Below are 13,195 nucleotides of genomic sequence, written 5' to 3' on the forward strand. Positions count from 1 at the left end.
AGCTTAGGTTATAAGATAATTAACTAAAAATTATCACCTTTTCCTATTTCCTTAGCTCAAATCAATTAAGGAACAGTGTCAGCGCCCCATCTGTCCTATCCTGGAGATGGATAAATCAATAGTGTTGTGGGTGAGACTGTGTTTTTCAGCGTTGTGATACCGACTTATAATCGCCAACCGATTTTAGAAAAGTGCCTCCGCGCCTTGGAGTTGCAAGAGTTAAGTCAGGCAAGTTCAGTTACTAATTACGAGATTGTCTTGGTAGATGATGGTTCTACTGATGGCACATTGGAGTGGTTAGCAGCACACAAAGAAGAGTTTCCCCATGTGCGCTGGTTTCAGCAAGATCATGCTGGCCCAGCTGCGGCTCGGAATTTGGGGGTAGAACAGGCGCAGGGAGACACAATTATCTTTATTGATAGCGATTTAGTAGTGCTGAAGAATTTCCTGCAAGCTCATGCTGACGCGTTAGTGCAGGGAAAGGAGAAATTGGGGAGCGATCGCTTTTTCACTTACGGCGCAGTTATTAATACTTGTAATTTCAACAATCCAACGGCTGAACCCTACAAAGTCACAGATTTTTCAGCAGCTTTTTTTGCTACGGGAAATGTAGCAATTCCTAAACATTGGTTAGATAAAGCCGGACTTTTTGACACCAGCTTTCAACTCTATGGCTGGGAAGATTTAGAACTAGGTGTACGACTGAAAAAACTAGGCTTGACACTAATTAAATGTCCAGAAGCCGTAGGATATCACTGGCATCCAGCATTTAAGTTAGAGCAAATTCCCCGATTAATTGACCAAGAAATTCAACGTGGACGGATGGGAGTGTTATTTTATCAGAAGCATCCCACATGGGAAGTGCGAATGATGATTCAAATGACTTGGCTGCATCGATTACTTTGGGGAATTTTGTCACTTAACGGCGCATTGAATGAACGAACAATGGCTCCGTTGTTGCAATGGCTAATTAACTTAGGTAAACCGCAATTAGCTTTAGAAATTGCCCGAATTTTCCTCAACTGGTATAACGTAAAGGGTGTTTATCAAGCGTATGCTGAAATGCAGCAAGCATCGTGATTGAATAGTGAGGAGTGCAGAGCTAGGTCTAATACCATTTCCAAAAAACTTTGCAACACATGAATCGGTTGTAGGGGGGTATTGCAATCATTGGTGTCAACTTAACATTATTGGCTAGTTTTAGGGCGTGTGGCGAGGGTTTTGCAACTTGTTGAGATGAATACACGCTACCTGCGGTCGTTAACTCCAAGATCGCATCTCAAGAATTATTTCTGATCAACTGCAACAAGATAGACTCAAGACTTTGTAATGCCGCGTTTGTGGTGCGCTGATGTTCTTCAAAATTACGTTGATGTTGTTCATGGCTATCACGTAATTCAAGTAACACATCATCCAAAATCGCACTACGATCCAAAACACGGTCAACGTTACTGGTTAGCTCTCTCATTTCTTGGCTTAGTTCATCCAGTTGTGCCTGTGTGTTAGCTTGTCTAATGGTTAAATTGTCTAATTGTTCTTGTGTACTAGTTTGTCTTTGTGCCAACCCCAAGATTATTTGTTCAATACGGTCTATTCGGTTAGGGAAATATTCGGGTGTATCAGTCATTTTCCTTGTGTTGAACTCCTACAATTTTACTTTCTCCTTTGATTCAATATCCTCAAACACCGATAAATATTGTTTTTAGGGCAGCGTGATAGTTAAATTATTTAATCGCTAGCACTACCTGATACAAATAACGCGATTTTCTACCTACTGAGATAACCCCACTAAATCACACTTTCCCACAGCGATCGCTACAGGGAATCAAAGGGTTATGCGGGTTAGTCTTCTACTTCAGAATTATTATATATATTATGTCAAAATCGCTCCACCCATCAACCGCTCATACCGATACTTCAACTCTTCTTTCATCAAATACCAGCGCTCTAAAGTTGCATCCATTTCTATAATTTTCTCGGCTGCTTGGCGCGCTAAAAGTAAAACTTCCTCATCGTCAACCAAACTCGCTAAGGTAAAATCTGGCACTCCTGATTGACGAGTTCCCAGTACTTGCCCTGGCCCACGAAAACGCATATCCATCTCGGAAATGAAAAAGCCATCCTGAGATTGTTCCAACACCTTCAATCGTTGTTGAGCATCAGGACTCCTAGAACTGCTCATCAACAGACAGTAAGATTGAGCCGCGCCACGACCGACACGCCCCCGCAGTTGGTGCAGTTGCGATAAGCCAAATCGCTCCGCATTTTCAATGAGCATTACTGTAGCATTAGGTACGTCTACACCAACCTCAACAACAGTAGTCGAAACCAAAATTTGCGTTTGGTTATCACGGAATTTAGTAATAGATTCATCCTTGTCGGCTGAACTCATGCGACCGTGCAGCAGCCCTACTTGAAAATCAGGAAAAACGCTTTCCTGTAACTTTTGATGCTCGTCAACAGCCGATCGCAAATCTAATTTTTCTGATTCTTCCACTAATGGCAAAACCACATAAACTTGTCTACCTTGGACAATTTCTCTGCGGATCAGGTCATAAGCATGGTTGCGTTGCTGACCTGACAATACTGTTGTCTGAATCTTTTGCCGTCCCGGTGGTAACTCATCAATTTGGCTCACATCCAAATCCCCATGTATCGTCAGTGCTAAGGTTCGGGGAATCGGGGTAGCTGTCATAGTTAACACATGAGGTTGATTGCCTTTTTGCTGCAAACGCGCCCGTTGTTCTACCCCAAAGCGATGCTGTTCATCTATGACTACTAACCCTAATTGCTGAAAGTTTACAGGGTCTTGAATCAAGGCATGGGTTCCCACTAACAGAGGCAATTCCCCAGTTCCTAACTGAGAGTGTATTTGTCTTCGTTTCGCAGCTTTAGTCGAACCTGTAAGTAATTCCACTGGTAAATGCAGCAGGTTAAACCAACCCACTAACTTGCGATAATGTTGTTCTGCCAAAACTTCTGTGGGAGCCATCAGCGCCGCTTGGTAGCCAGATTGAATTGCTGCGAGGATAGCTAACACGGCGACGACTGTTTTACCAGAACCGACATCACCTTGTACCAAACGATTCATAGGCACAGGTTTTTGCAAGTCGTTGAGAATGTCGTTGAGAACTCGTTGCTGTGCGCCAGTGAGTTTAAAAGGCAGTATTTCATGAAATTTCTCTACAAGTTGACCGCGTGGGACAAGGATGGCGCTGGTTTGAATCGCTCTTGCTTGCTGTTGACGTTGCAGTAACCCAAGTTGCAGGTAGAAAAATTCGTCAAAAACTAGGCGACGACGGGCAACTTTTAAAGCGTCACTATCGCTGGGAAAATGGATATTAGCGATCGCATCTTTCAATTCCATCAAACCATACTTCTGCCGCAAACCACTTGGCAAAGGGTCTTTCAGGTTAGCCGCAGCAGGCAAAGCAGCAATTACCGCCTGTCGCACTGTATTTGCCACCACGCCCTCAGTCAGCCCATAAATTGGTACTACCCGCCCAATATTTAGCGACTCAATCGTATCTCCTGGATTTGCCAAAACCTCTAGTTCTGGATTATCCAATGTCAAGCCGTATTTACTTTCTTTCACCAATCCACAGGCCGCCAGAATGCTACCTACTGCATAACGGCGTTTTAAACTTTCTTGCCAAGCGCGACTGCTAAAGCGCGTACCTGCATAAAAACGACCAATTTTGATTTGACCGCTGTTATCTTTTACTACTAGTTCTAAAATTGATAATTTCTGATTTTTAGGGCTAGTAAAGCAGTTGCAACGCTTCACTGTAGCCACTATTGTCACCGTCTCACCCGCCTGTAACTCGCGGATATTCACCTGACGCGCATAATCAATGTGGTCACGAGGATAGTAGAAAAGCAAATCGCGGACGGTATGTAAACCAAGCCGTGCCAAATTATCAGCTTTTTTAAACCCTATCTCAGGTAAATCACTAAGTTTTTGCTCAATTTTCGGTGCAAGTCTCCGACTCACCTCAGAGATAATTTTAGATTTTGGATTTTGGATTTTAGATTGATAAGTTTTCCCTTGCTCCCCTGCTCCCCTGCTCCCCTGCTCCCCCTGCTCCCCCTGCTCCTCTTGCTGTAGTTGGGAAAGATACCTACGAGTCTCTGCTACTAAATGCTGCCTTTCTTCCTGTGCTAAATGTGGATAACTAGCAAATTGCACCGCTAGTCCTTGCCAACGGCGGCGTTCAGTATGGGGTAAGCCTGTTGGAAATTTCCCCAAAGTTAGGCTCAGAAATTCACTGAAACGGTATTCTCTGCCCATCAAGTCTGTAAAGCCACGTTCAGCTTCTATTGCCAAGGCTTTGTGCAATCGTATCCAATCTGGTTTTTCATTAGTCATTGGTCAGCAGAGTTAGAAGTTAGGGAGTTAGGAGGAGCCACTGCGTTGCGGGGGTTCCCCCCGTTGTAGCAAGTGGCGTTGAGGAGTTAAGAGTTAGGAATAAATAACTCATAACTCATAATTCATAACTCATAACTTTATTCAAACCAACTAGCGCGCCATGCAGCTTCAGCTTCAGCGATCGCCTTTTCTTTATATCTCTTTTTATACTCTCTTCCTAGTTTGTTTAGCTGAACTAAAATACTGCGGATTCGCTTGCGATCGGAGGAAAGGGTCACATCAGCAAATTCAATTTCTCCTAGCCGCAGGTTAATAGCCATGATTTGAGTCAGTCCAGAATCTTCTGACTGTTGCTCATTTTCAATTTCAATTACTAAGTTTAATAAATTGGGTGGCCCTGGCATGACCTCAGCAGATGCTTCTGATGCTGCCGCCGCTGCTGCTAAAATCGGTTCTGGTAATTTTTTCGGTAATACTCCAGCTTTTTGTAACAAAATATTAGCATCATGCGAAAGTTTTTTCAGTATCTCTTGCGCGACCTCTTCTAATTTCTGTTGCCATTTTGCCAGTTCTATCGGATCGGAGGTGTTGGCAGTGAGATAGTGAGAATTAGAAGTGTCCAGAAATAGTGAAGATGAAGAGGGTGTTACTTCCTCATCCATCTCATCTTCCTCATCCACCTCATCTTCCCCTGATTCTTCACTTGTAAGATAAATGAGCAATTGTTCAGCTGCGAGTTGACCCAACTTACGGATGGCTTGTTGCAATTGTTGGCGCTGATTCAATGACAAATGCAAAAAGTTTTCGGGATATCCTTGAGTGCAGAGGTGGTAACTTGCGAGAATCAACTGTTTGCGTACAGCTAGTCCCAAGGTATTTAGATAACTAGCATAAGCACTTTGTAGTTCGATTGCGATCGCCCGGATCGCTTCTTGGAGTGCTGCAATATCCTGCTCAATTCGCTCGATTGCTCTTGCCATATTTTTTCGCTCTTGCCCATCTGAACCATTACATAGTACAAATGTACAAATTTATTTTAGGATAACTTTTCAGAGAATTTTAGATTTTAAATTAAATGCGAAATTATCTGTATTTACTAAATAAAATACAGGTCAGGCTATTTGCTTGACCTGTCCTTTAAGCAGTTAGTAATTAAGAATTACAAGTTATGAAGCTAACTTCCTATTAACTCCTAACTCCTAACTCCTAACTCCTAACTAATATTACTTAGTGCCCATTTGTGCAGCAACTTCATCAGCAAAGCTGATTTCTTGCTTTTCAATGCCTTCGCCCAATATATAACGGACAAAGCGAGTCACTTGAATCTCTTCGCCTAATTGTGCCTTCACTTGCTTTATCAAGTCTTCTACGGAAATACTCTGATCGCGAATGTAAGGCTGATCGAGCAAAGTCAATTCTTTCAGGCGTTTTTCAATCCGTCCCTGAACAATCTTTTCTTTGATGTTTTCAGGCTTGTTCGCCAAATCATCCTTGCCCATTTCAATGTCTTTTTCCTTTTGGGCAATTTCGGCGGGGATTTGGTCTACGCTCACATACTCGACATTGGGACAAGCCGCAACTTGCATTGCAGTGTTCCGTGCCAAGGTTTGGAACTCTGAATTAGCAGCCACTGACTCAGTTTGGGAACCCAGTTCTACCAATACACCAACTCGACCGCCAGTGTGAATGTAGCTGTCTACTACGCCTTGTGTGCCTTCTGCTATTGCAAAATTAACAAAGCGGCGCACTTGGATGTTTTCACCAAGAGTGGCAATAGTTTGCTTGATGGATTCTTCTACAGTCGCACTTTCATTCTCAATATAGGGTTGAGCCAGCAAAGACTCAACATTATCAGCAGTTGCCGCTTGCTTTGCTAGATTCTTAACTAAAGCTTTAAAAGCCTCGTTACGAGCAACAAAGTCGGTTTGGCAGTTGACTTCTATGAGTACACCCACCCGACCTTCGGGCTGAATGTAAGTCTCTACTAGACCTTCTGCCGCAATGCGATCGCTTTTTGCCCCTGCCTTAGAGATGCCCTTTTTCCGTAGCCAGTCTGCGGCTTCTTCTACGTTGCCTTCAGTCTCTATCAGCGCCTTTTTGCAGTCCATCATGCCAGCACCAGTTTTTTGGCGTAGCTCTTGGACGAGTTTTGCAGATATTTCCGCCATGTTGCCTCAATTCCTAACTTGACCTCGAGTTGTAATCACTCACCTAATTTAGTACTGAGTACTGAGTTTTGTTAGAGTTAGCGGGGTGTTTAGCCCCTGCCGAGTTTTGAGTGTTCAGTTATCAATTTTATTCTTCATTGACAAATCACAACTTACAACTTCAAAAATCAAGACTCAGCACTATTCAATTTGCTGAGTCTTTCTATCTTACTCAGGACTTAGCACTCTTCACGGGCTAAACGCCCCGCTTCCGCTAACAGCACTATTCTTCTGTTTGTTCGTCGGGAATTACGGCATCAGTATATTCGGTTTCTTCGTAGTCATCGTCATACTCACTACCGTCGTAATCTTCGTAATCATCTTCAGCATCCAGCTGACCGTGACGACCTTCATAAATAGCATCTGCCAATTTTCCGACTATCAGCTTAATTGATCTGATAGCATCGTCGTTTGCTGGTATGGGGATATCTACTACATCGGGGTCACAGTTTGTATCCAACATGGACACAATGGGAATATTCAGCTTTTGGCATTCTTGAACTGCGTTATATTCCCGTCGTTGGTCTACAATTACCACGATATCGGGCACTTTCCGCATTGTTTTAATGCCACCCAAATATTTCTGAAGCTTCGTCATTTCCCGACGTAGCATTGATGCTTCTTTTTTCGGTAATAAATCTAGTGCGCCAGTTTCTTCACGGCGTTCTAAATCTTTCAGACGATCAACCCGTGTTTTGATGGTTGCCCAGTTGGTCAACATTCCACCTAACCAGCGTTGGTTAATGTAGTGGGAACCACAACGGCTAGCTTCTTGGGCAATAATTCCAGCTGCTTGGCGTTTGGTGCCGACGAAAAGAAATTTCTTCCCTTGCTCTGCGTGCGATCGCATGTAGTTGTAAGCATTATCCATCAACTGGGCAGTTTGCACCAAGTCGATAATATGTACACCATTGCGGGAAGTATAAATGTAAGGAGACATTTTTGGGTTCCAACGCCGGGTCTGATGCCCAAAGTGAACCCCTGACTCCATCATTTGAGCCAATGAAACTACTGGCATATATTTTTCAACTCCGATTCGGGTTAAACCTCCATCCAAGTGTATTTCCCAATCGGGAAACACCCGAATTCTTAGATGTGCGAGATTAGTTAACCATACTAGGTTAGCATATTCCGAAGAGTTGTAGTTGCTTGACCGAGTGAGGTCAAAAAAATAGTGCTGCCTACTCAACAATCGGGCAGCACTTAGTAATGAAAATCTTGCTGTTTTAAAGGTCTACTCGCGGTCTTCTCGATCTTGGGGTTTGGGTTTTTGTCGCCGTTGTTCGATCTGATCGTCGATGGTTTCTCTCATTTTGCGATCGGCAGCGTCCATCGCAGAATACTTAAAGCGGTTGATTATGCCACTGAACAAGTTGCCAAAAAATCTTTCAATTTCTTGCATAATTTGATACCTCAGTATTTAAAGGTAAATTCTTGACTCTACATTGGTCTTGGACTTTTTAGTGGAAGTAGGAAATAAAACGCTGACCTATCCTTGAAGTATCTGTTGATCTCTTAGCGTCTCTGGGTGCTTAAAGAGTTGGCGGTTATTTATCCTTTGATTCAGTTTTGCTTGTGAATGACTGTATAAAACAGTCTTCTCAATAAAATCAGTATTGTTGAGACTTACTAGATTGAAAAGCGCTAGAGATTCATCTATTGTATTCTGTCTCAGGTAATAAATGTAGCAAAAACACAGGTAACAAATTGTCTACTAGTTCATAACACTTACTATGTCTACGACAGGCGTTATAGCAACTTCTGGTGCGTGTTACTCACTGGTGTATGTTACTCAATAGTATCAGGGTCTACATTGAGCGATCGCAACCTCGCCTTTAATTGTTCTATCTGCAATTCTGCCTGTTCTGCTCGTTGGCGTTCTTGTTCTGCTCGTTGTCGTTCCTGTTCTGCTCGTTGGCGTTCCTGTTCTACCAGTTCTTCTGCCTGCTGTCTTGCTAAAACTTCCTGCCTTAAAGCCTGTGCCAGTTCACCAGGGATCAGTAATTTTTCCCCTGTATCCTCTCGATAAAACCCAATTAGCCTTCCCTCAACCACCAACCGCAGTTGTAACGGTTCACTACGTCCATCCTCTATAGGTTCGTAGATTTCTCCCCGCAGACGATACCCACGTAACTGTTGTTCCACCCACTCGCCTTTCGGGTCGAATAGCCAGTATTCCTTGACACCTAGCTGTTCATAGAGGGTCTTTTTGAAGATTTCGTCTTGTCCCTTAGTCCCAAAGGATGTCATTTCAAAAATAACTGTCGGTACTTGACCCTCTTCCCAGGTTTTATAGTTGTCTCGACCGCCAGGTGCAACATCAAAAATCACCATCACATCTGGAGCTACCCGCAACTTGGGAAAGCCTTGTGCATAGTAAAGAAATTGATTTGCCAAAACTGTTGCCTGACGATTTGTCAAATACTGTTTCAGGACTTCTAAGGTAGTTAGTAAGGCATAAAGGTGGTCGTAGGTTTCTGCCACTGGTTGACCATCAGCACTGGGGTAAAATATTTCTGATTCGACACTAACAGGTACAGTAGCAGTCATGGTTGTAAAATCAGTGCTACGAGATTATTGTAAAACAACTCTAGTTCTTCCTAACTTGAGATGTGCAAGCTTTTCAAAATATAACTAGATAACTCACAAAAACCTTCCCCTTCGGCAGCAGTGGTAATGTAAGCAGGCTGATATTTCAACCGATTCACATATTCCAGGACATTTGCCACGCCTACTGAAACAGGAAAATAACGCCGATCGAATAAACTTTCATCATTGGGGCTATCGCCCACAGTGACAATTTGTTCTGATGAGTACTGGGGCAAATACTCACGCAATACCTGCAACAATCCCACAGCTTTATCTTGTCCTTGGGGTTTAATGTGACACTGCACATTGCTATAGGTAAATCCCCAACCCATTTGTTGACAAAGATTATCTAGGGTTTGTAGTTCGTCTTCACGCAAACCAGCTACATCAAAAGTCCAGTCGGTGAGGCGAAAGCGATTATCAGTAGATTCTTGGATTTGGGGAAATTTAGTTTGTAAATTCTCAAAAGTGGTAGCCAAATGCTGGCGATGTTGAGCTAAGTCGGGAATGGGTGTTAAGACTACTGGTTTCTGATTTCCAGGTGGAAAGTACAAACCACCATTTTCTGCGATCGCACCTGCTACTGGCATCAAACTACTCAATCCACTTACCCACCCAGCCGAACGTCCTGTAACAATCAGCACTTTAACGTCATCTGCGGCTAAATCCTCTAAAGCTTGCAGCAGTGCGGGAGTAAATTTTCCTCGTCTAGTCAGGGTGCCATCCATATCTGTGGCTATCAGACGAATCTTGCTCAGGCAAATAGATGAAACCTCGGATAGGGGAGCGAGGCTCAAATCTCTGGACATATACGGTTTGTAAAAGGCTGTAAAAAATATTAATCATACAGCAAGATGACCCTAAAGATTTGGGCATCCTAAACATCAGGAGTCAAGTTTTTCAGTTTCCCACCATGTCCACTTCAATGTTTCTTGCCCAATCCTCCGGGAAAAAGACTACTAAAAAGGCATCCCAGGAAGTGCCAGCAAGTAATCCTCAAATACCACCATTACTGTTGGTAACTTCTGGAGGACTGGCTTTAGTGGTGATTGCTTTGATTGTGTATATTAAACTCCAGAAGGATAAGCTGGAGAAAAAACTTAAGTTTGAACAATTCCGCGCGCGAGAACTAGAGAAAAAGTTTAAGCTGGCGCTGGAAACAATTCGCAAAATGGAAACTAATCCCGATTTGGTGAACTCACGGGACTTTAACCTGGATTATCTGCGAATGCGGATGTCAGAGGAGGTGTTTCATTTTGCAATTCTTAATCAAATAAAGATTCAGATCAAAGAAAAAATTTCTCAAGCCCTGCGTCCAAATCAAGCCCAACAAGGATCGGTTGGAATTGCTAATAGTGCTGGACGGCAAGTAGATGAAACTTTTGATGTCGAGTACGAAACTGGTAGTCCAGGAAATTCTGCTAAACGGGTGCTGTTTCGGATTCAAATCAAGTTAATGAAGTTACCGACGCAAGCAACTTCTGCGACTATTAGTCAAATTATTGATTGTATAGAAACTTATTTAAGCCCTATAGAAGACGAAGATAGTTGGCAACCAATAATTCAAGGTCGGATTGCTACTATGCATTGGGATCAAAAGGCTAAACCTACGCCTCTACTTGTGCTAGAACAATCGAATGAAGGGGTGAATGTAACTTTCCGTACTAGTCGCCAACCAAATACTCCAACTCCACCAAAGTCATCTGGAATTAAAAAATCAGGCTCGGCTAGACAATAAATTATGGCTGTCATTGGTCATTAGTCATTGGTCACTTGTACTGAGTTTCGACACTTCGACAAGCTCAGTGCATCGCTGCGCGGTAATCGAGCGAAGTCGAGATTCAACTACCGCGTAGTCGTTGGCGTGGTAACAGAGTTTACGGTGAGCGCAGTCGAACTGCGTAGTCGTACCCCTCCGGGGAAGCAAGCTACGCGCGGACAAATGACTAATGACTAATGACTAAAAGTCATGACTGAATAACTGTATTGGGAGAATTACGGGTTAAAAGACCATCTTCCATTTCGACAATGCGATCGGCTATGTCTAAAATGCGGTTGTCGTGTGTCACCAATAAGATAGTAGTTCCCTGATTTTTGGCTAGACTCTGCATTATTTCCACAACATCGCGTCCTGATTGTTTGTCTAATGCTGCTGTTGGTTCGTCTGCTAGTACCAAGGGGGGACGGTTCACTAAGGCGCGGGCGATCGCAATTCTTTGTTTTTGTCCACCAGAAAGATTGTCTGGGTAGTAGTCAACTCGTTCTTCTAGACCAACAGACCCTAGCATGGCTTTTGATTTAGCCATTGCTTCTGCTTGAGAAATATTATCGTTCAATTCCACTGCCATTTGCACATTTTGCTTGGCTGTCAAGAACCCTAGCAAATTGTGAGCTTGGAAAATATAACCAATGTTGCGTCGCATCTGCACTAATTTGTTTTGACTGACGCCAATAAGTTCTTCACCTAAAAATTTTAAACTTCCTTCTTGTACAGACCGCAAACCACCAATTAAGCTAAGTAATGTTGTTTTACCTGAACCTGATGGCCCGGTCATAATCACAATCTCACCTGGATAAATGTCTAGGTTGATATCAAATAATATCTGTTTTCTCAGTGAGCCTTTGCCATAGAAATGATTGAGATTTTTAATGGCGATTACAGGTTCTTTTTCCATCATATTTTTGTTAGTTATAAATTAGCAGTTCCAAGATTTATCTGTAGTGAATTTCAGAAATTAAATTTGCTCAATTATTATCATAAGGTGAACTTATTGTTAATATCTTTTAATTAATATTGAATTAATTAAAAGATATCTGCTGGATCGGCAGAGCGTAATTTTCTAACTGCGATCGCACCAGAAATAATGCACATTAGCATAGTCAAAATCAATACCATTGTCGCTCGTTCAAAACTCATAAAAACTGGTAAAAGTGTTGCATTTCTGGCGCTGTCATACATAAATAAGGCAAAAATTATTCCAGGAAAATAGCCTAAAACGGCTAATAATAAAGCTTCTTGAAGAATGACCGTCAATAAATAGTTTTGTGTGTAACCTATCGCCTTGAGAGTAGCGTACTCAGCTAAGTGGTCTGCAACTTCTGTATAAAGAATTTGATAAACAATCACAGTACCCACAATGAAACCCATGACAGTCCCTAATGTGAAAATAAAGCCAATAGCTGTACTATTCGCCCAGTAACTCCGCTCAAAGTCAATAAATTCTTGTTTAGTTAAAACATTTACTTCATTAGGTAAATACTTTCGTAATTGTTGGGCAACAACATTAGCATCTGCTCCTGGCTTTAATCTAATTAACCCAATATCAATTAATCCTTTTTGACGATTATTGAATATTCGGAAAAAGTTGATATCACTCGTAATTAAATTACCATCTGCGCCAAATGATGCACCTAATGTAAAGAGTCCTCCTACTTTAATTCGCCGCCTTCGTACTTCTGCCGTTACAGGCTTTCCTTGGTCATAATTAGCAGCGATCGGCCCATACTCTACTCTAGAAGAACGGTCAAATAGAACTACATCAGGTAGTTTAAGTTTATCTAAATTTTCCTGAACTCCAGGTAAGTTAACTAGGTTAGTTTCTGGGTTCATTCCAAAAATTAGGATACTCCGAGGACGACCTGTTACAGGATTTTTCCAGATTGTAAAGTCCAAATAGATCGGATGTACTGATTGAACTGCGGGTAATTCTAAAGCTTTATATAATCGTCGTTGAGAAAAGCTTCTCATCGCCAATATAGCGTTAGATTGACTATTAATTAAAACAATGTCGCCTTGCAAGCTGTTATGGAATCGAACGTTACTATAATACAGAGCATCCCGAAAACCGAGTTGCATAAACATTAAAATATCAGCAAAAGCAATTCCTGCTAAAGCTACAGCTAGGCGAGTTTTTTCCCTTGTCAGTTGTAGCCACGATAGAGGTATTTTTTGATTCATTTTATAGGCGTCTCAACAAGAGTAGCAATTTTAGATTTTCAACCCATTATGGTGACACCCGTACCAGATTGA

General features: G+C 42.3%; 12 protein-coding genes. 2 read left to right on the forward strand and 10 right to left on the reverse strand.

From position 1 onward, the window contains the following. Window positions 1-126: 126 nt before the first annotated feature. Entirely contained in the window at window positions 127-1,080 is a 954-nt protein-coding gene (locus V7K61_RS01225; protein ID WP_335050219.1) for a glycosyltransferase family 2 protein, read from the forward strand. 199 nt (window positions 1,081-1,279) lie between these two features. On the opposite strand, the gene V7K61_RS01230 is transcribed toward V7K61_RS01225, so the two are convergent. The 8 genes from V7K61_RS01230 to V7K61_RS01265 all read right to left on the reverse strand — a co-directional run bounded on the left by V7K61_RS01230 (window position 1,280) and on the right by V7K61_RS01265 (window position 9,974). Continuing rightward, window positions 1,280-1,627 carry a hypothetical protein gene (locus V7K61_RS01230; RefSeq protein WP_335050221.1) on the reverse strand — a complete coding sequence of 116 codons (348 nt, stop codon included), beginning with the start codon at window positions 1,625-1,627 and terminating at the stop codon, window positions 1,280-1,282. A gap of 246 nt (window positions 1,628-1,873) precedes the next feature. Beyond that, window positions 1,874-4,369 (reverse strand): ATP-dependent DNA helicase RecG, encoded by a 2,496-nt coding sequence (gene recG / locus V7K61_RS01235; protein ID WP_335050223.1) that lies wholly within the window; start codon window positions 4,367-4,369, stop codon window positions 1,874-1,876. Window positions 4,370-4,506: 137 nt separating this feature from the next. Continuing rightward, window positions 4,507-5,349 carry a hypothetical protein gene (locus V7K61_RS01240; protein ID WP_335050225.1) on the reverse strand — a complete coding sequence of 281 codons (843 nt, stop codon included), beginning with the start codon at window positions 5,347-5,349 and terminating at the stop codon, window positions 4,507-4,509. 243 nt (window positions 5,350-5,592) lie between these two features. Next, window positions 5,593-6,537, reverse strand: coding sequence for a translation elongation factor Ts (gene tsf / locus V7K61_RS01245; protein ID WP_335050227.1), 945 nt, complete (start codon window positions 6,535-6,537; stop codon window positions 5,593-5,595). A 262-nt stretch (window positions 6,538-6,799) separates the two neighbouring features. After that, window positions 6,800-7,594: a 30S ribosomal protein S2 gene (gene rpsB, locus V7K61_RS01250; protein WP_335050229.1), complete on the reverse strand. Its 795-nt coding sequence runs from the start codon at window positions 7,592-7,594 to the stop codon at window positions 6,800-6,802. A gap of 216 nt (window positions 7,595-7,810) precedes the next feature. After that, window positions 7,811-7,978 (reverse strand): hypothetical protein, encoded by a 168-nt coding sequence (locus V7K61_RS01255; RefSeq protein ID WP_180277428.1) that lies wholly within the window; start codon window positions 7,976-7,978, stop codon window positions 7,811-7,813. A gap of 386 nt (window positions 7,979-8,364) precedes the next feature. Beyond that, the gene (locus V7K61_RS01260) at window positions 8,365-9,126 is read right to left on the reverse strand and encodes a Uma2 family endonuclease (protein ID WP_335050232.1); all 762 of its coding nucleotides are present in this window, start codon (window positions 9,124-9,126) and stop codon (window positions 8,365-8,367) included. A 50-nt stretch (window positions 9,127-9,176) separates the two neighbouring features. Beyond that, window positions 9,177-9,974 carry an HAD family hydrolase gene (locus tag V7K61_RS01265; protein ID WP_335050234.1) on the reverse strand — a complete coding sequence of 266 codons (798 nt, stop codon included), beginning with the start codon at window positions 9,972-9,974 and terminating at the stop codon, window positions 9,177-9,179. A gap of 104 nt (window positions 9,975-10,078) precedes the next feature. On the opposite strand from V7K61_RS01265, the gene V7K61_RS01270 reads away from it, so the two are divergent. Next, window positions 10,079-10,903 carry a hypothetical protein gene (locus tag V7K61_RS01270; protein WP_335050236.1) on the forward strand — a complete coding sequence of 275 codons (825 nt, stop codon included), beginning with the start codon at window positions 10,079-10,081 and terminating at the stop codon, window positions 10,901-10,903. Between the two features lie 229 nt (window positions 10,904-11,132). Here V7K61_RS01270 and V7K61_RS01275 read toward each other — a convergent pair whose 3' ends face one another. Further along, window positions 11,133-11,840 carry a DevA family ABC transporter ATP-binding protein gene (locus V7K61_RS01275; protein ID WP_094350512.1) on the reverse strand — a complete coding sequence of 236 codons (708 nt, stop codon included), beginning with the start codon at window positions 11,838-11,840 and terminating at the stop codon, window positions 11,133-11,135. Between the two features lie 128 nt (window positions 11,841-11,968). Continuing rightward, complete coding sequence (devC, locus tag V7K61_RS01280) at window positions 11,969-13,123, reverse strand: ABC transporter permease DevC (RefSeq protein WP_335050238.1); 1,155 nt, start codon at window positions 13,121-13,123, stop codon at window positions 11,969-11,971. Between the last annotated feature and the right edge of the window lie 72 nt (window positions 13,124-13,195).

The sequence above is a fragment of the Nostoc sp. genome, assembly GCF_036918015.1.
Taxonomy (GTDB): domain Bacteria; phylum Cyanobacteriota; class Cyanobacteriia; order Cyanobacteriales; family Nostocaceae; genus Nostoc.

Excerpts from the sequence above, each read along its gene's own strand:
- V7K61_RS01230 (WP_335050221.1), bottom strand. The coding sequence starts at position 1,627 with ATGACTGATACACCCGAATATTTCCCTAACCGAATAGACCGTATTGAA.
- recG (WP_335050223.1), bottom strand. The coding sequence starts at position 4,369 with ATGACTAATGAAAAACCAGATTGGATACGATTGCACAAAGCCTTGGCA.
- V7K61_RS01240 (WP_335050225.1), bottom strand. The coding sequence starts at position 5,349 with ATGGCAAGAGCAATCGAGCGAATTGAGCAGGATATTGCAGCACTCCAA.
- tsf (WP_335050227.1), bottom strand. The coding sequence starts at position 6,537 with ATGGCGGAAATATCTGCAAAACTCGTCCAAGAGCTACGCCAAAAAACT.
- rpsB (WP_335050229.1), bottom strand. The coding sequence starts at position 7,594 with ATGCCAGTAGTTTCATTGGCTCAAATGATGGAGTCAGGGGTTCACTTT.
- V7K61_RS01255 (WP_180277428.1), bottom strand. The coding sequence starts at position 7,978 with ATGCAAGAAATTGAAAGATTTTTTGGCAACTTGTTCAGTGGCATAATC.
- V7K61_RS01260 (WP_335050232.1), bottom strand. The coding sequence starts at position 9,126 with ATGACTGCTACTGTACCTGTTAGTGTCGAATCAGAAATATTTTACCCC.
- V7K61_RS01265 (WP_335050234.1), bottom strand. The coding sequence starts at position 9,974 with ATGTCCAGAGATTTGAGCCTCGCTCCCCTATCCGAGGTTTCATCTATT.
- V7K61_RS01270 (WP_335050236.1), top strand. The coding sequence starts at position 10,079 with ATGTCCACTTCAATGTTTCTTGCCCAATCCTCCGGGAAAAAGACTACT.
- V7K61_RS01275 (WP_094350512.1), bottom strand. The coding sequence starts at position 11,840 with ATGGAAAAAGAACCTGTAATCGCCATTAAAAATCTCAATCATTTCTAT.
- devC (WP_335050238.1), bottom strand. The coding sequence starts at position 13,123 with ATGAATCAAAAAATACCTCTATCGTGGCTACAACTGACAAGGGAAAAA.